Consider the following 17,818-nt stretch of genomic DNA (forward strand, 5'->3'; position numbering starts at 1 on the left):
TCCCCCCGAGCGAGACACCCGAGGAGCGATGTTCATGGAGGAGAGCCCCATCACGGACGCGATGCTCGGGGAGCGCGTCCCTTCCCTCCCCCGCCTCAGCGCGGTGGAGCCCCTGCCGCGCGGGCGCGTGGAGCCCCTGTGCGTGGAGGAGGTCCGGAGTCTCGCGGCCTTTGATGCATTGGAGGTGGAGTGGAACGCGCTGGTGAAGCGCGCGGACGACCAGGTGTTCCACCGGCACGAGTTCGTACGCTGCTGGGTGGCGAGCTTCGCGCCCGGCGCGGCCCTGCGCATCCTCACGGCGAGGAACGCGCTGGGCATGCTGGTGGCGGTGCTGGCGCTCCAGGAGGAGCAGGGCCACCAGTACGGCGTGCCGGTGCGGCAGTTGTCGTCGCTGACGAACAAGCACTCGTGCCGCTTCGACCTGGTGGCGGACGAGCCCCGGCGCGCCGCGGTGGCCTTCCTGTCGCATCTGCTGGGTGACCCGAGCTGGGAGGTGCTCCGGCTGTCGGACGTGCCGGAGGGCGGCGCGGCGTGGGAGCTGCTCCAGGCGGCGAGGGGCGCGGGGATGCCCTGCGGCGCGTGGCCGAGCGCGCGCTCGCCCTACCTGATGTTGCCCTCCACGGTGGCGGCGTGGACGAAGGGCCGGAGCAACGCGAAGCCGCTGCGGCGAAGGCGCAGGCGCCTGGAGGAGAAGGGCCGCGTGGAGGTGGAGCGCGTGTCCGGCGTGGAGGGCCTGGACGGGAAGCTGGAGGAGGCCTTCGCGCTGGAGCGGAGCGGCTGGAAGGCGCGGGAGGGCACGGCCATCGCGCAGGCGCGGCACCGCCGGGACTTCTACACGGGGCTCGCGCGCACGGCGGCGGAGCGCGGCTGGCTGGGGCTGTACTTCCTGAGGCTGGACTCGCGTCCCATCGCGTTCCAGTACGGGCTGGAATACGCCGGCCGCTATCTGGCGATGAAGCCGGGCTACGACGAGGCGTTGGCGGAGGTCAGCCCGGGGCACCTGCTGACGGAGGAGCTGATCCAGGACTGCATTGGAAGGGGACTGGGAGAGCTGGACCTGTTGGGGGACGACGCCCCCTACAAGCGCGAGTGGACGAAGCAGGTCCGGCAACACCACTGGTTGTTCATCTACCGGGACACCTGGATGGGACAGACCTTGCACCGGTCGAAGTTCCGCTGGGCTCCGGTGGCGAAAAGGATGGTGGGCAGATGGGTCCGACGGCGCTGACGTTCTACCGGGCCGCGAAGCGGCTCCAGGCGCTCCCGAGGCTCGCGAGCGTGGTGGCCACGGTGGGCGACCGCATCCACAACAGCCACGTGGACCGGAAGGCCACGCTGCACCCCTCGGTGGAGCTGGGCTACGGAGGCATCGGCGTCATCATCGCGCCGGGCGTGGAGATTGGAGAGAAGAGCTTCATCTCCCAGAACGTGAGCCTGGAGCCCCTGCCCGGCGTCGTCGGCGTGCCGCGCGTGGGCCGCGACGTCTTCATCGGCGTGGGGGCGCAGGTGCTGGGCCCGGTGGTGATTGGCGACGGCGCGAAGATTGGCGCCAACGCCATCGTGATGGAGGACGTGGCGCCGGGGGCCACCGTGGCGGGGATTCCCGCGCGCGAGCTGAAGCGGCAGGCGCCGCCCACGGGGACGTGAGGGCTCAGCCGCCCTTGGGCATCTTCAGCGCCATCGCGACCAGCGAGAGGGTGAGGTCCTCGGGCTGGTAGGGCTTGAAGGGGTTGAGCGTCGTGCCGGTGGAGTCCAGGTGATCCAGGCCGGACAGGGTCACGGACTTGGAGCCGGGGATGAACGCGTCCTGCGGGAGCACCAGGCCGTCGGACTTCACGCCGTAGCGCTGCTGCATGTACTCCTCCATGGCGAACAGCGGCGACGTGGGGTTCGCGGTGGTGGAGGCCATGCACACGGCGGGGATGCCCGGCGGCATCGGGTGCTTCGCGAGGAACGCCTTGCGCGAGTCGTACGTCAGGTCCTCACCGGCCTGGATGCTGCCGCCGAGCGCCTCGACCGCGCCGCCCACGCCGTAGCGCACGAGCGGGTTGTCCAGCAGGTCCTGCGCCATGGGCGAGCCGCCGTAGGGCGACTGGATGGTGACCAGGGCGCGCACGTGCTCCTGGAGCTCCGGGTACATGGACAGCGCCGCGGCGGAGTCCAGGCCGCCCTTGCTGTGGCCGATGAGCACCACCTGCTTGCCGTTCTTGGAGGCCTCGAGCACGGCCTGACGGACGATGGCGGCGTTGTGCTCCACGCCCATGTCCGTGTCCACGGGCACGCGGCCGACCTGGAGGCCCTGGGCCTCGAGCGCGTCCAGGTTCTTGTCGAAGTAGATCTGCTTGGGCGCGGCTTCGGAGAGCAGACCGCCCACGGCCAGGAACACGCAGTCCTTGGCCTCGGGGGGCATCACGTTCTGGCCCGCGCGCACGGCCTGGTTGAGCTTCATGAACTCCGCGGTGGAGTCCTTCGCGGGCGGATACGCCTTCTGGATCCAGCCGATCTTGTCCGCCTCGCCCTTGCCGGGCCAGGGGATGGGAAGGCGCAGGGCATTGACCTGCTGCGACCCCGCAGGAGTAACGGAAGAGAAGCTGTCCCCCTTCACGATGGCGTTGAAGCCCTGCGCGCCCTTGGCCCGGGCAGGGACTTCCGCGGCGACCCGCGTCTGCGAGGACGGCGTGAGGCTGGAGGGGCGCGTGACCTGGACCATGAGGGGACCTCGGAAGGGGGAGCCGAGTTTGAGCAGCAGGGAGGCTTGCCTACATTGTCGGCAAATGGCGCCGGGAGTTGCGTCCCCGTTCCAAGTCCGTGAGAAGCCGAGACTCCGAGCACGTGGCGCGGTGCGGCGTAGAGGAAGGCCGCTTCACTCTCGATGAGCCGCCAACCTCATCCACATGCAGGCTCCGGCTCACTCCGGTGGTGGATGGCGCCGCGTGCGGCAGCGCTCGAACGGAGTTCGCACCGCACCCGCGCCGTGTCTCATGGGCTCGGATGGACGCTTCCAGGCTCCGCACGAAACCGAAGAAACAGGGGTGAGGTAGAACCGGCGGCATGTTCAAGAAGCTCCACATCCAGAACTTCAAGGCGTGGAAGGACACGGGCGACATCCAGCTCGCCCCGCTCACGATGTTCTTCGGAACCAATAGCTCGGGGAAGACGAGCCTCCAGCAATTCCTTCTCCTGCTACAGCAGACAGCACAGTCGCGAGACCGGAAGCGGGTGCTGCACCTGGGCGACGAGAGCACTCCCGTCGATATGGGGACCTTTCCGGAAATGCTCTTCCGCCAGGATCCTGCCGCGCTTCTCCGCTTCAACATGGAGTGGGGCATGAGGGTGCCGGAGGAAGGAGTGCCGGACGCGATATCTTTCGGGGCTTTGATTGGCCAAGAAGACGCACAGTCCACCAGGGTCGAGGTGAAGCAGTTCATCTACCGGCTGCCGACACCCCAGTCCACGCAGGGCATCGGCATGGCCAGGCGCGCTCATGGACCAGGGTACGAATTGCTTCTGGAGAACGTTGAGTTCAACCGCGAAGGAGCTGCCAGGGAGGCGCTATCAGCCCCCATTCACTTCTACGGCTTCCCGCATGAAGCCGAAGCCCGCTACAAGTTCCTCGGCGACCTCGACAGCCTTGCGCTCGAACTCGAAGACCAACTGGACGCCATACAGTATCTGGGCCCCCTGCGAGTGCCGCCTCGAAGAACCTATCTCTGGTCGGGTGAGGCCCCCGAGAACGTAGGCGAGGACGGCCGCCTCACGGTTGCCGCGCTTCTCGCTTCGAGTGAGCGCTCAATCCAGGTGGAGGACCACCCTGGCCGGCCTCTTGCGCAATTGATCGCAGAGAGGCTGGTCCGCATGGGACTGCTGGACTCCTTCGAGGTCCGGCCCATCGCCCCCTATCGGAAAGAGTACGAAGTCTTCGTTCGCACTCCTGGCAGCCCGATGGCGGTTCGATTGCCAGACGTTGGGTTCGGCGTGTCCCAGGTCATGCCTGTCTTGCTTCAATGTTTCTATACCGAGCCCGGCTCCACACTGCTCTTCGAGCAGCCCGAGCTCCATCTTCATCCCAAGGCACAGTCAGAGCTCGCGGATGTTTTCATCGACGCGATTCACGCCAGTGAGGATGGGCAGCCTCGAAACATCCAACTGATCATCGAGAGCCACTCCGAGCACCTCTTGCGCCGGATCCAGCGGCGTATCGCGGAAGGGAAACTCCGGCCGGAGGAGACAGCCATCTACTTCTGCGCACCCGGCCCCGAGGGCTCGCGCATCGAGAAGCTGAAGCTTGACGAGTACGGGAACATCATCAACTGGCCGAAGGACTTCTTCGGCGACGACATGGGAGACCTCGTCGCGATGACCGAGGCGGCGATGAAGCGCCAGCAGGAGCAGCCCCCCCAATGAACGCGTCCCCTGCGCTATTCGTCATCGACACGAATGTGCCGCTCACCGCCAACAACAATGAGAAGACGGTCAGCCCCGCGTGTGTTCAGGCCTGTGTCCAGGAGATCCACGCGGTGATCCAGAGCGGACGCATCGTCCTTGATGACAACTGGCGCATCATCAACGAGTACAAACACAAGCTCTCTCCCACGGGCCAGCCAGGGGTGGGTGACCGCTTCCTCAAGTGGGTCCTGACCCATCACGCCAATCCGGCTCGCTGCGTCCGGGTCTCGCTGACGCCACGCCAGGAAGATCCCCGCGACTTCGAGGAGTTTCCCCGTGACCCGGCGCTCGCCGGCTTCGATCCGTCGGACCGCAAGTTCGTCGCGGCGAGCTGCGCCCACGAGGAGCGACCGCCCATCCTCCAGGCAACGGACAGTAAATGGTGGGGACTGCGGAGAGAGTTTGAGCGCTGCGGGGTCCGCGTCCGCTTTCTGTGCCCCAAGGACATCCAGGAACTCCACGAGCGCAAGGGTGGGGAGTGATGACTGACGACTTCTTCAAGTTCCCCCACACCCCGCACCTCGCCTGGCTCTCCGCCAGACCCGTACGCCATGACAAGGTGCTCTCTCCACCTGAGGCACGCGAGTTCCTCGATGGCGAAGTCCTCATCGAGGAAAAGGTAGACGGGGCGAACCTTGGCATCTCCGTAGGCCCCGAAGGCGAGCTGCGAGCCCAGAACCGCGGCGCCTACCTCGGTCCCCGAGCAGCCCCCCAGTTCCAGCCGCTGTGGCCCTGGCTGGAGACCCGGCGCCAGCAGCTCGTCGAGACGCTGGGCCAACACCTGATGCTCTTTGGCGAATGGTGCTTCGCGGTCCACAGCGTGCACTACGACGCCCTACCCGACTGGTTCCTCGCCTTCGACGTCTACGACAAGCAGGCGGGCCGCTTCTGGTCCTCCTCCAGACGCGACGCCCTCGTGGCCTCGCTCGGCCTCGCTGCCGTCCCTACCGTCGCGCGCGGGCGTCTCACGGCGGACGAGGTGGTGAACCTGCTCGGCCCCTCAAGCCTCACCCATGCGCCCATGGAGGGCGTCTACCTCCGGCGTGATGAGGGTGACTTCCTCCTCGCGCGCGCGAAAGTCGTTCGTCCCGAGTTCGTCCAGGCCATCGAGGAACACTGGTCCTCGCGCCCTCTGGAGCGAAACACCCTGGCTCCGCGATGACGCGATGGGGGGCGAGGACTGGAACGCGAATTCCGGGATCTGAAGCTGGAGCCCCAAGCGTTCACAGCAGGCCACCCGCCTCGCCCCCGGCCGCTCCCCTGCCCCCGGCCGTCAGCCCTGCCTACATGCTCCGTCCGCCCGGGGATGACCCGTCCAGGAACTGCTGCGCCCGGCCCTCTTGTGGCATATACCCACACCATGCCTTCCGCCCTCACCGCCTCCCAGATTCGCGAGGCGTTCCTCCAGTTCTTCGAGGAGCGCGCCCACCGCCGTGTGGCCTCCTCCTCGCTGGTGCCCGTTGGCGACCAGACCCTGCTGTTCACCAACGCTGGCATGGTCCAGTTCAAGGACGTCTTCACCGGCCGTGAGCAGCGCGACTACCGCCGCGCCACGACCTCGCAGAAGTGCGTGCGCGCCGGCGGCAAGCACAACGACCTCGACAACGTGGGCTACACCGCGCGCCACCACACGTTCTTCGAGATGCTCGGCAACTTCTCCTTCGGCGACTACTTCAAGGCCGACGCCATCGCGTTCGCCTGGGAGTTCGTGACGAAGCGCCTGGGCCTTGCCATCGACCGGCTCGCCGTCACCGTGTTCAACGGCGAGAACAACATCCCCTGGGACGAGGAGGCCTTCGAGCTGTGGGCGAAGCAGGGCGTGTCGCGCGACCGCATCCTGAAGCTCGGCTACAAGGACAACTTCTGGGCCATGGGCGACACCGGCCCGTGCGGCCCCTGCTCGGAGATCCACTACCACCAGGGCGACGACATCCCTTGTGTGGAAGAGGCCGCGGGCCGCAAGTGCCAGGGCGTCGCGTGTGATTGCGACCGGTGGCTCGAAATCTGGAACCTCGTGTTCATGCAGTTCGAGCGCAAGGAGAAGGACGCGCCCCTCATCCCGCTGCCCAAGCCGTCCATCGACACCGGCGCCGGCCTGGAGCGCATCGCGTCCGTCGTGCAGGGCAAGCGCTCCAACTACGACACCGACCTCTTCCAGGGCATCCTCGCCACCGTCAGCGAGCTGTGCGGCAAGCCCTACACGCAGGAGACCGGCGCGTCCCAGCGCGTGGTCGCCGACCACGCCCGCGCCACCGCGTTCCTCGTGGCCGACGGCGTCCAGCCCTCCAACGTGGCCCGCGGCTACGTCCTGCGCCGCATCATGCGCCGGGCCATCCGCCACGGTGATCAGCAACTGGGCATCAAGGAGCCCTTCTTCTTCAAGGTCGTGGACCGCGTCATCGAGTTCATGGGCGACGCGTTCCCCGAGCTGCGTGACGGCCGCACCTTCATCCTCGAAGTCGCCAAGCACGAGGAAGAGGGCTTCCGCCGCACGCTCGACCGCGGCCTCAAGCTGATGGACGAGGAGCTGGCCAAGCTCCAGGCCTCCGGCGGCAAGATGATCTCCGGAGAGGTCGTCTACCTGCTGCACGGCACCTACGGCTTCCCGTGGGACCTCACGCAGATCATCGCGCGCGAGCGCGGCTTCGACGTGGACCTGGAGGGCTTCAAGCAGCTCCAGGAGAAGGAGGCCGCCAGCCAGGACTTCCACGGCGAGAAGAAGTCCACCACGGAGGTCTTCCAGACCGTCCTCGCGCGCACCGCCCCCACCCAGTTCCTGGGCTACGACGGCGAGGGCCACGAGGGTGAAGGCAGCGTCCTCGCGCTCGTGCAGGACGGCGTGGAGGTGCCCCAGGTCTCCGCGGGCGCCACGGTGGACGTGGTGCTGGACCGCACGCCCTTCTACGGCGAGTCCGGCGGCCAGTTGGGCGACACGGGCCGCATCGTCGCGCACGGCGGCAAGACCGTGGCGCAGGTGAAGGACGCGCAGCGCCCGGTGCAGGGGCTCATCGTCCACAGCGTGGAGCTGAAGGAAGGCACGCTGAAGGTCGGCGACATGGTGCAGACGTCCGTGGACGTGGAGCGCCGCAAGGCCATCCGCGCGAACCACTCCGCCACGCACCTGCTCCACAAGGCGCTCAAGCGCGTGCTCGGCGAGCACGTGAAGCAGGCGGGCTCCGTCGTCGCGCCGGACTTCCTGCGCTTCGACTTCTCGCACTTCTCCCCCGCCACCCAGGAGCAGTTGGAGCAGGTGGAGGACCTGGTCAACACCTGGGTGCGCGACAACGCGGACGCCCAGACGCGCGTCATGAACATCGACGACGCGAAGAAGTCCGGCGCGGTCGCCATGTTCGGTGAGAAGTACGGCGAGACGGTGCGCGTCGTCACCGTGCACCCGGAGTCCACGGAGCTCTGCGGCGGCACGCACGTGAAGCGCAGCGGCGACATCGGCCTGTTCAAGGTCACGAGCGAGAGCGGCGTCGCTTCCGGCGTGCGGCGCATCGTGGCCGTGACGGGCGTGGGCGCGCTCCAGTTCGTGCGCGAGCAGGAGCACGAGCTCAAGAAGGTCGCGGCGCTCTTGCGCACGAACCCCAAGGAGGTCGCCACCCGCGTCGAGGCCACCCAGAAGCGCGTGAAGGAGCTGGAGCGCAAGGTGGAGGAGGTCTCGGTGAAGGCCCAGTCAGCCTCGCAGAAGGACCTCCTGGACCAGGCGCGCGAGGTCAACGGCATGAAGGTGCTGGCCACGCGCGTGGACCCCGCGGACGACAAGGTGTTCCGCGGCATGGCGGATCAACTGCGCGACCGCATCGGCTCGGGCGTCATCGCCATCGGCGGTGAGAAGGACGGCCGCGCCGTCATCCTGGTGGCGGCCACGAAGGACGTCGTCGCCAAGGGCATCAGCGCGGGCAACCTGGTGCGCGAGATGGCCAAGGAAGTGGGCGGCAAGGGCGGCGGCAAGCCGGACATGGCGCAGGCCGGTGGCCCGGACGCGGACAAGCTGCCCGTGGCGCTCGAGAAGCTCTTCGAGCTGGTGAAGGGCGCGAGCCCGGCGTGAGTCCCCGCGCTTCATCCCGCACCCTGGCGTTCCTGACGGCGGCCCTCCTCTCGGGGGGCTGCACGAAGGAGTCCTCCACGTCCGAAGAGGGCCAGGAGGCCGACGCGCGCACGCTCCAGAAGCTGCGCGCGGAGGCGGACCGGGTGAAGCAGGGCGGCGCCGTGGCCACGCGTCCGCGGCCGGCGCAGCGCGAGCCGGAGGAGTCGAAGCTGGCGGGCCTGGCCGCGGGCATGGGCGACAGCGGCCCGCGCAAGCTGCGGCTGCCCGAGCGCAACGACACCGTGCACGTGGACACGGTGGCGATGAAGGTGACCGGGCTGGAGGCGTCGCACTCGGTGAAGGGCTCCGGCAAGGCGGGGCTGGGCCTCACGACGGAGGACCTGTTCCTGCGCGTGGAGCTCATCACCCAGAACGTGGGCGGGATGCCCGCGCCGCTGTCGCTGGAGGGCGCGAAGCTCACGGACGCGAAGGGGCAGACGTATCCGCTGGCGCGTGACGCGCAGGCGGTGGCCGGCACGAAGCCCCTGCCCTCCACGTGGGCGCCCGCGCAGCGCACGGAGGTGGCGCTGCTGTTCGAGGTGCCGCCGGACGCCGTGCAAGACGATGGGCTGGTGCTCGTGGTGCAGGGCTCCGGCGGGGACGTGCGGATCCCCTTGCGATGACCGGGCCGGCCCCCAAGCTCCTCCCCCTGCGCATCCGACTCCCGTACACGGGGGAGGAGGAGTTCATCGAGCGGTATGGCTCGAACGTGGGGCGCGGTGGGGTGTTCGTGGCCACGCGAGCGCTCAAGCCGGAAGGCACGGGGTTGGCGTTCGAGTTCGTCCTCGCGGACGGCACGCGGCTGTTGCGCGGTGAAGGCGTGGTGCTGAAGGCGGATGCGGGGAGCGCGCGCACCGGGATGACGGTGCGCTTCACCAAGCTGGACGCGGCGAGCAAGGCGCTCATCGACCGCATCGTCGCGCGGCGGAGCGGGACGGAGGTGGCGCCGCCGGGGCTGGTGCGACGGACTCCGGCACGGGCTCTGTCAGGGAGCGAGGCGCCGGCACCGGTGGAGCCTCCGGCGAAGGTTGCCCCCGAGGAACCGTGGACGCGCGCCGCGCCGCCGAAGGCGTCCATGACGTTGCCGGCCGTGAAGCTGCCCGTCGCGGCTGAACCGCCGCCGGACCTGGCGGAGCCGGATGAGCCGGTGTCGCTGTTCCCGGAGCACGCGGCTGACGAGGAAGAGGAGCTGGCGCCACTGCCGACGGTGGACTTCCCGAGGAAGCCCCGGAGGCATCCGGCTGGCGTGGATGCGCAACGGGCGACCCAGGAGATGTTCACGGTCCAGCCGTCCAGCAGGGTCCAGGCCGAGGAACGGCCGCCCGTGGCCTCCGGCACCTTCGCGGCCGTGATGGCGCCGGAGCCTTCCACGGATCCGCGGCACGTTGAGGCTTCCGTGGGGGCGGCGGATCCAGCCTCGGCCGATGACGGCCGTGCGGAAGCTTCGGCTTGGGAGACGCCCGCCAGTACCGCGAACATCCCGGCGACTTCATTCACCGACGCCTCTGCATGGGATTCGGCGCCGAGCCCAGCGGACGCACCGGCTGCTCCGGCCTGGGATGCGACCTCCACGGAGGCGCCCGCCGGTATCGAGAACGCCGCGGCGACTTCGTTCGCTGGCACCGAAGCCTCTGCTTGGGATGCGACTCCGAGCACCGCCGAGACCGATGACGGCCACGCGGCGGCAGCGTCCTGGGACCCGACTCCCTCGGACGCGCAATCCGCGGTGCCTGGTGAGCACGCCTCCGTCCCGGATGCACGCGAGGACGATGCGCCTTCGCCGGAACCGGTGGCCTCTGGCGCTCCTGACGTTGGCGAAGCCTCCGAGCGCCACTTCACTCCGGCATCAGTGGACGCGTTTGATCCGAACGCCGTGCTCGGAGCCGCGCACGCTCCCGAGCATTCCGGGTGGGTTTCCGAATACGCGGCGGAGGAGACTGGTGACACGGCCTCCGCGCTCGTGGACACGCCAGGCGAAGCGGAACCGGCGCGCGTGGAAGCGACCGCCGTGTCCGGCGAGACGCAGCCGGACTCCGACCCGTCGTTCGACTTCGACGTCGACCTCAGCATGGAGTCGGAGGAGGCCTCCGCTCCGGCAGAGTCCCATTTCGCATCCGCACCGGACTCCCATGCGACGGAATCAGGCTCCGACGCCGTCAGCTCTCACGAGCCGCCCCATCCAGAGGCGAGCAGTGAATGGGCGGCTCATGACTCCGGCACCGAGGGAACCGATACCGAAGCAGCGCTTCCGTCGGCGGATCACTTCTCTACCGTCCCGGACTTCAGCGCCGTCGTGGGTTCGACCGAGGAGCCCCTCCCTCCGGAAGAGACGTCCGCGGTAGTCACGGGCTCCGACGCAGGAGAGGACTCTTCCCAGGCGACATCGCAGCCCGTGGAGTTCCATGCGGCGGATGATCTGAAGGAACCGACGCCGAGCCAACGGGAGGCCGAGCGCCTTCGTGCATGGGGCATCGACCCGGACTCTCTTCCGCGTGCGCTCAGCACGGACTCGGAGGACGCGGATCCGTTCAGCGCAGCGCTTGAACAGGTTGTCGGGGACACGGGCACCGACGAGCCGGCGACGGTTCCCGAGCGCGCTACGCAGGCCCTTACGAACTCCGCGGATGCGCCTACTGCGAGTTCGGACCGTGCGCCCGAGCCCGTCTCGGCGCACCCTCTGGAAGAGGAGGACGCATCAACGGTCGTCGTGGTCGAGCTGCCGACCGAGGATGCATGGACGGCGCTCGTCGGATCATCGGCGCTCTCTTCCTCCGAAGACACGACTCCCGCAGTGGCTGCGCCCGCTGTGGACGCGTCATCTGAATTCGAACCGGCGTCGGTTCAAGCACCAGGGCACGGAGAGGCGCTCGCTTCGGTTCTGGATGCGGAATCCCACGGAGAGGCACCAGCCACGGTGACGCCCGGGGAGACTCCAGCTCCGGCGGGGTTGGGCCCCTCGAACGCGCTCGAATCCGACACGCAGCCGCCCGTCGAGGATTCGACGCCCCTCCAGTCACCGGCCGCTTCGGGCGAAGCCACACAGCCCACAGCAGCAAGTGCGCCCAGTGGCGACGAAGCCGCCACTCCGGTCAGCACGACCGGGGAACCATCGCCAGGCGAATCCGCTGCCGCGCAGCCCACACAGGACAACGAAACTTCCGGTGCGGGCAGCTCGACTTCGGAACAACCGCCTGCGCGGACCTCCGCTGAGCAACAGCTCGCCCCCACCAGCGAAACCACCGCACAGAGCAATACGCCTTCGCAGCAGGCATCCGTCACGGAGCCGCCGCCTCGTTCCAACGAAGCCACTGCGCCCATCAGCGCGGCTTCGGAGCAGCCGCCCCCCCAAGCGTCGGCCGCGACGGAGTCCCTGCGTTCCAGCGAAGCCACCGCCCCCATCAGCACGGCGTCGGAACAGCCGCAGCCACGCGCATCGGGCACGGCAGAAACTCCGCGTTCCAGCGAAGACACTGCGCCCATCAGCACGGCGTCAGAGCAGCCGCAGCCACGCGCATCAGCCACGGCAGAAACTCCGCGTTCCAGCGAAGTCACCGCACCCACCAGCGCGGCGTCGGAGCAGCCGCAGCCGCGCGCATCGGCCACGGCAGAAACTCCGCGCCCCAGCGAAGACACGGCGCCCATCAGCACGGCGTCGGCACAGCCGCAGCCACGCGTGTCGGCCACGGTAGAAGCTCCGCGTTCCAGCGAAGCCATCACGCCCATCAACGCGGACTCGGAACGACCGCGCCCTCAAGTATCGGCCGCGACAGATTCCCAGCGATTGAGCGAAGCCGCGGCGCTCATCAGCACAGCGTTGGGACAAGCATCGAGCGCGGCCGCATCCCCGGGCTCTAGCGAAGCTACCGCGCTCACAAGGGCGGCTTCGGAACGACCGTCTCCTCAAGCATCGGCCGCGACAGAGCCTCTGCGCGCCAGCGAAGCCAGCGCGGCGGCGGGACAGCCGCATCCCCAAGCATCGGCCGCGACAGATGCCTCGCACTCCGGCGAAGTCAGCACGGCCGCGGAACAAACGCCTCCTCAATCATCGGCTGCGACCGAACCTCCACGCGCCAGCGAAGCCAGCGAGGCCGCCGCACAGCCGCATCCCCAAGCATCCGCCGCGACAGACGCCTCGCGCTCCAGCGAATCCAGCACGGCCGCGGCACAGCCGCATCCCCAAGCATCCGCCGCGACAGTCGCCTCGCGCTCCAGCGAAGTCAGCGCGGCGGCGGGACAGCCGCATTCCCAAGCATCGGCCGCGACAGAACCTCCGCGCGCCAGCGAATCCAGCACGGCCTCGGCACAGCCGCCTCCTCAAGCACCGGCCGCGACACAACCTCCGCGCGCCAGCGAAGCCAGCACGGCCGCGTCCCAAACCTCCACAGCCCCCCAGTCCCCGCGCACCGACGAAGCCGCGCCTCCCCCTTCCGCTGACGCCCAGGGCGGCGCCACCACCGCGCGCAGCCGCCGCCGCACCTTCTTCGACCTCGCTCCCGCCGTGCCCGTCACCCCGCCCGCGGCGGCGGAGGTCGTGCTCGGCATCGACGTGGGCACTTCGCAGGCTCGCGTCGCCGCGCTCATCGACGGCGTCGCCACGCCCATCCCCATCCCCGGCACCGACGGCTCGGGCCTCCCCTCCGTCATCGCGGTGAACAGCGCCGGCGAGTTCCTGGTCGGTGCCGCCGCCCTCGTCGAAGCCGCCCGCGCTCCCCGCCACGCCGCGACCGGCCTCAAGCGTCTGCTCGGCATGCGCGCCCGCTCCCCGAACCTGCGCTGGCTCTCCCCGCAGCTCACCTTCCCCGTCGCCACCGACCTCCTGGGGGACGCAGGCGTGGAGCTCGATGGCCGCCACGTGGCGCCCACCCTCCTCACCGCGATGCTGCTGCGCGAGCTGCACCAGGCGGCCACCGCGCACCTGGGCCGCAAGGTGACGCGCGCCGTGCTCTGCGCGCCTTCCCACTTCACCGAACGCCAGCGCGCCGCCCTGCGCGAAGCCGCCACCATGGCCGGCCTGGACGTCTCCCGCGTGCTCACCAACAGCGCCGCCGCGGCGCTCGCGTACGCGCACGGCCGGGGCCTCGCCCGCAAACGCGTCCTCGTCGTGGACCTGGGCGGCGGCGGCCTGGAGGTCTGCGTCGTCCAGGTCACCGGCGACGACCTGGAGGTCGTCACCACCGGCGGCGACCCCACCCTCGGCGGCATGGACTTCGACGGCCGCATCGCCGAGGCGCTCGTCAGTGACCTCGCGGAACAGGGCCACCCCCGCCCCGAACACCTGCTCGACTGGGGCCCCCTGCGCACCCTCGCGGAGTCCACCAAGGAGACCCTCTCCACCCAGGACAGCGTGGACGTCACCCTGCCCACCGGCCCCGGCCCCAAGCTCGACCGCGAGCGCGTGGAGGCCCTCACCGCCGACCTCGCCCAGCGCGTCGTCTCCGTCACCCGCGAGGTGCTGGAGTCCAACGCCCTGTCCCCCCAGGGCCTGGACGCCGTGCTCCTCGTGGGCGGCCAGTCCCGCTCACCGCTCGTGCGCCGCCGCCTGGAGGAGAGCCTGGGCGTGCCCGTGCGCGACGACGTGGACGCCCGCACCGCCGTGGTGCGTGGCGCCGCGCTGCTCGGTCACGCGCTCCTGCTGTCGGAGACCGGCAAGCCCGCCGCCAGCGTCTCCGAAGTGCTCACCGCGCCCATCGGCGTCGCCGAGGACGCCGGCACCTTCCGCCGCGTGCTGGAGCGCAACACCCGCCTGCCCACCGCGAAGACGCTCGTCATCCCCGTCACCGTCCCCGGTCCGCTGACGCTCGCCTTCTTCCAGGGCACCGCCGCCAGCGCCGTGGAGAACGAATGGCTCGGCGCCCTCACCCTCACCGTGGAGCGCCCCGGCGAGGTGGAGGTGCACCTGGAGCTGTCCACCGACGGCACCCTCGCCTTCAGCGCCACCCTGCCCGGCGCGAAGCGGCAGCCCGTGACGCTCGCGACGGAGGACCTGGATGACGCCTCCCGCGACGCCCTCATCGCCCGCTCGCCCTTCCACACCGAACCGGAGGCCCGGCCGAGCGGCCTGCTTTCCGGTTTGAAGAAGCTCTTCGGCCGGCGCTGAGGCCCTCGGCCTCCTGGCTCCACCGCGCGGGCAGGTGCCCTGTCGGGCCCCGCCGTCCCAGCTTCCATTCCAGGTCCCACACTTCCCTCAGGAGGAACCTGGACATGACACGGACTTCGATGGTGGCTGGACTGGCGGTGGCGGGCGTCTGCGTGGCCGGCCCCGCGCTCGCGGTGGACGCGACGGAGGTGACACGCAAGTTCAGCGCGGGCAATGAGAACCTCGCGCCCGGTCTGGACGTGGGCGTGGGCTTCGGCGGCTACACCGGCAAGCTGGGCAATGAAACGGGCGTGGGCGGGCTCTTCAACATCACCGCCAACGCCCAGCCCTGGGAGTACATCGGCCTGGAGTTCGGCTACGAAGGCCAGAACATCCCCATCAATGACGCCCGCGTCCTCGGCGGCAATCACATCTGGCGCAACAACGGCTCGGGCGTGGCCAAGCTGGGGCCCTTCATCGACAACAAGTGGCACCCCTTCGTGGGCGCGGGCTTCGGCTTGAGCTACCTGCACGCGTCCCAGGGCTCACGGCCCACCTACGGCAATGACTGGCAGGTGGAGTGGCCGCTGGCCGCGGGCATCGAATACCGCATGGGCCACCTGGCCGCCGGCGTGCGCGCCACCTACCGCCTGGTCGGCGGCGAGGACCTGACCACCGTCCCCGGCACCACCGACGAGGCCAAGGGCAGCCTCTTCAACGGCAACCTCACCGTGGGCGGCCGCTTCTAGCGGCCCGTCGCGTCCGCGGCACACCGCCGCGGACGCAGCCTCACGGCCTCACAGCTCGAAGCGCGTCATCAGCACTTCCGGACGCGGATCTTCCTTCCACGCGTCCAGCACCGCCTGCGCCGGAGACCGGCCCGAGGCCGCCACCGCCTCCAGCGGCGCCAGCAGCGGCGCGTCCTCGGGGTCCAGCCGCTGCAACCCCCGCTTCGCGATGGCCACCAGCTCCCCGGCCAGCCGGTGCAGCTCGCGAGGCCCCAGCTTCCCGGCCAGGCCCTCGCGGCGCGCGGTGTCGTGGAAGGCCAGGTGCTCGGTGAAGGTGAGCCGGGGCAGGAGCAGCTCCACCTCCTCCAGCGCCTGGGCGTCGTAGAGGATGCCGCGCCAGAGGGCCCCCAGGGCCCCCGTCATGGCCGCGCTGGTGCAGTCCGCGCCGCGCACCTCCAGCACCTTCTTCAGCCGCACCTCCGGGAAGAGCGTGGACAGGTGGTCCGTCCAGTCCCCCATGTCCGGCGGCTTGCCCTCGTAGCCCTCCTTCATGAGCTGGCGGAAGGTGAGCTTCGGGTGGCGGTACTCGCCCTCGCGGCGCAGGAACAGGAGCGGCGCGTCCAGCGCCCAGTCCACATACGCCTGATAGGAGAACGAGCCGTCGAACCACGACGGCAGGTAGCCGCAGCGCGTGGGGTCCACCTCTTCCCAGACGCGGCTGCGGAAGGACATGTAGCCGGAGGGCTTGCCCTCCAGGAGCGGGCTGTTGGCGTACAGCGCCACCAGCAGCGGCGTCAGGCGCGCCACCGCCACCGTCTTGCGCACGCAGTCCGCCTCATCCGCCCAGTCCAGGGACACCTGCCCGGTGGACGTCATCAGCATCATGTTCAGCGCCAGCCGGCCGCGCTCCGGCAGCGTGCGGCGCATCACCTGGTAGCGCGTCTTGGGCATCCAGGGCATCTCCCCCGTCGTGCCCACCGGGCGGTAGCCCAGCGCCACCAGCCGCAGGCCCAGGCCGGACGCCGCCGCCTTCGTCTCCTTCAGGTGCGCCAGGTTCTCCTGGTGCGCCTCGCGCGCCGTGCGGAACGGGCTGCCGGACAGCTCGAACTGCCCGCCCGGCTCCAGGGAGATGGCCGCCATCCCGCGCTGCAGCGCGATGACCGGCGACTGGGGCGTCTCGCGGAAGGGCTCGTAGCCGCCCGGCGCGAGGCGCTCCAGCAGGGCCCCCACTCCGTTCGGTCCCTCGTAGGGCACGGGTTGGGCGGACCCCACGGGGTAGATGAACTTCTCGTGCTCCAGCCCGAGCCGGTGCTCGGTCCGGGGCTTCTCCGCCTTGCGAAGCTCTTCCACCAGGGGGGCGGCGGAAGTGAGGGGCTCGGAGGCCACGCGCTTGAGGTCGAGGGACATGTGGGCGCCCTATATAACGGGGCCCGTGGCCCTTGCCCTCATTTGAGCACCCCGACCCCATGCGTCCTGCATCCCCCGTCCCCACCCTGTCTCCCCGGCCCCGTCTGTCGGATTTCCTCCAGGGCATGGGGGTGCTCGGCCGCGCCTTCGGGCTCATCTTCCGCTCGCGCCGCCTCTTCCTCCTCTCCAGCCTGTGCGCGGTCCTCACCGCCATCACCCTGGTGGGACTGGCCGTGCTGCTCTACCGCTACGCCCCCGGGCTCCTGGAGTCCGTGTGGGCCCGCCCCGGGTCCTGGTACGGACAGGCCGGCTGGTACACCGCGCTCGTGCTGGGCGCGCTGGTCGCCTGGGTGGTGGGCGCCAATGTGGTGCCTCCGCTGCTCCTCACCCCGCTCCAGGACCCGGTGTCGGAGGCCACCGAGGCCGAGTGTGCGGGGGCGGACGCCGTGCTCTCCCCCGCCTCCTTCCTGCGGGGGCTGACAACGGGGCTGTTGCACACGCTCGCCCGGCTGGCGCTGCTCTTCCTGGGGCTGGCGGTGCTCCTGCCGCTGAACCTCGTCCCGGGCCTGGGCAGCGTGGCGTTCACCGTGCTGGCCAGCCTGTGGACCATGCTCTGGATGGCGGCGGAGCACCTGGCCGCGCCCATGACGCGCCACCTGTACCCCTTCGCCGAGGTGCGCCGCATGCTCCGCGAGCGCCGGGCGCTCTGCCTGGGCTTCGGCGCGGGCGTCTACCTGCTCCTGTGGGTCCCCATCCTCAACACCTTCTTCCTCCCGGTGGCCATCGTCGGGGGCACCCTGCTCTACCGGGCCCTGCGGGAGGCCGGGGACCTGCCCCCGCCGCCGGACGCCCGGGGCTGAGCGCGAAATAAAGGGGCATGCCGGGTGTCCGTACGTCCAGGCCGCTTTGGGAACGCATTGCCTGCGGCAGACGTTCTCGGTCGCTAGTGACAAGGCCACGCCTTGAAGCACCAGGAAGCCGTGATTAGGCTTGCCCGGCCGCTGCCAGGTCCCTTGGCTCACGCTGAACCGTTCGGATTCACAGGGCTTTTCACGCATCACCCGGGAC

General features: G+C 69.7%; 12 protein-coding genes and 1 pseudogene. 11 read left to right on the forward strand and 2 right to left on the reverse strand.

The genetic code is table 11. The features are described 5' to 3' along the window. Nucleotides 1-34: 34 nt before the first annotated feature. Nucleotides 35-1,228, forward strand: coding sequence for a GNAT family N-acetyltransferase (locus K8556_RS11225; RefSeq protein WP_223740030.1), 1,194 nt, complete (start codon nucleotides 35-37; stop codon nucleotides 1,226-1,228). After that, the gene (locus K8556_RS11230) at nucleotides 1,210-1,647 is read left to right on the forward strand and encodes a serine O-acetyltransferase (RefSeq protein WP_223740031.1); all 438 of its coding nucleotides are present in this window, start codon (nucleotides 1,210-1,212) and stop codon (nucleotides 1,645-1,647) included. Before K8556_RS11225 ends, K8556_RS11230 begins: the two co-directional genes overlap by 19 nt. Nucleotides 1,648-1,651: 4 nt before the next feature. Here K8556_RS11230 and K8556_RS11235 read toward each other — a convergent pair whose 3' ends face one another. Further along, nucleotides 1,652-2,710, reverse strand: coding sequence for a triacylglycerol lipase (locus K8556_RS11235; protein WP_223740032.1), 1,059 nt, complete (start codon nucleotides 2,708-2,710; stop codon nucleotides 1,652-1,654). Nucleotides 2,711-3,051: 341 nt separating this feature from the next. Here K8556_RS11235 and K8556_RS11240 point away from each other — a divergent pair, with 341 nt between their 5' ends. The 8 genes and pseudogenes from K8556_RS11240 (at nucleotide 3,052) to K8556_RS11275 (ending at nucleotide 15,364) form a co-directional block, all read left to right on the forward strand. Further along, nucleotides 3,052-4,404, forward strand: a complete 1,353-nt coding sequence (locus K8556_RS11240) for a DUF3696 domain-containing protein (protein ID WP_223740033.1) — start codon at nucleotides 3,052-3,054, stop codon at nucleotides 4,402-4,404. Continuing rightward, entirely contained in the window at nucleotides 4,401-4,928 is a 528-nt protein-coding gene (locus tag K8556_RS11245) for a hypothetical protein (RefSeq protein WP_223740034.1), read from the forward strand. The genes K8556_RS11240 and K8556_RS11245 overlap by 4 nt, the downstream gene beginning before the upstream one ends. Next, nucleotides 4,928-5,608: an RNA ligase family protein gene (locus K8556_RS11250; protein WP_223740035.1), complete on the forward strand. Its 681-nt coding sequence runs from the start codon at nucleotides 4,928-4,930 to the stop codon at nucleotides 5,606-5,608. The genes K8556_RS11245 and K8556_RS11250 overlap by 1 nt, the downstream gene beginning before the upstream one ends. A 198-nt stretch (nucleotides 5,609-5,806) precedes the next feature. Then, the gene (alaS, locus tag K8556_RS11255; RefSeq protein ID WP_223740036.1) at nucleotides 5,807-8,500 is read left to right on the forward strand and encodes an alanine--tRNA ligase; all 2,694 of its coding nucleotides are present in this window, start codon (nucleotides 5,807-5,809) and stop codon (nucleotides 8,498-8,500) included. After that, entirely contained in the window at nucleotides 8,497-9,162 is a 666-nt protein-coding gene (locus K8556_RS11260; protein WP_223740037.1) for a hypothetical protein, read from the forward strand. Before alaS ends, K8556_RS11260 begins: the two co-directional genes overlap by 4 nt. Further along, a pseudogene (locus K8556_RS39735) lies at nucleotides 9,159-9,446 on the forward strand (TIGR02266 family protein); the annotation flags it as partial. The gene K8556_RS11260 and the pseudogene K8556_RS39735, both read left to right, overlap by 4 nt. A 3,591-nt stretch (nucleotides 9,447-13,037) precedes the next feature. Beyond that, on the forward strand, nucleotides 13,038-14,636 hold the full coding sequence (locus K8556_RS39740) for an Hsp70 family protein (RefSeq protein WP_223740142.1): 1,599 nt from the start codon (nucleotides 13,038-13,040) through the stop codon (nucleotides 14,634-14,636). A gap of 104 nt (nucleotides 14,637-14,740) precedes the next feature. Beyond that, nucleotides 14,741-15,364 carry a hypothetical protein gene (locus K8556_RS11275; protein WP_223740038.1) on the forward strand — a complete coding sequence of 208 codons (624 nt, stop codon included), beginning with the start codon at nucleotides 14,741-14,743 and terminating at the stop codon, nucleotides 15,362-15,364. A 48-nt stretch (nucleotides 15,365-15,412) separates the two neighbouring features. On the opposite strand, the gene K8556_RS11280 is transcribed toward K8556_RS11275, so the two are convergent. Further along, on the reverse strand, nucleotides 15,413-16,750 hold the full coding sequence (locus K8556_RS11280; protein WP_223740039.1) for a glutamate--cysteine ligase: 1,338 nt from the start codon (nucleotides 16,748-16,750) through the stop codon (nucleotides 15,413-15,415). Between the two features lie 59 nt (nucleotides 16,751-16,809). Here K8556_RS11280 and K8556_RS11285 point away from each other — a divergent pair, with 59 nt between their 5' ends. Beyond that, nucleotides 16,810-17,610 (forward strand): EI24 domain-containing protein, encoded by an 801-nt coding sequence (locus K8556_RS11285; RefSeq protein ID WP_223740040.1) that lies wholly within the window; start codon nucleotides 16,810-16,812, stop codon nucleotides 17,608-17,610. The last annotated feature ends 208 nt before the right edge of the window (nucleotides 17,611-17,818 follow it).

The organism is Corallococcus sp. AS-1-12, assembly GCF_020036995.1.
In the GTDB taxonomy this organism is placed as follows: domain Bacteria; phylum Myxococcota; class Myxococcia; order Myxococcales; family Myxococcaceae; genus Corallococcus.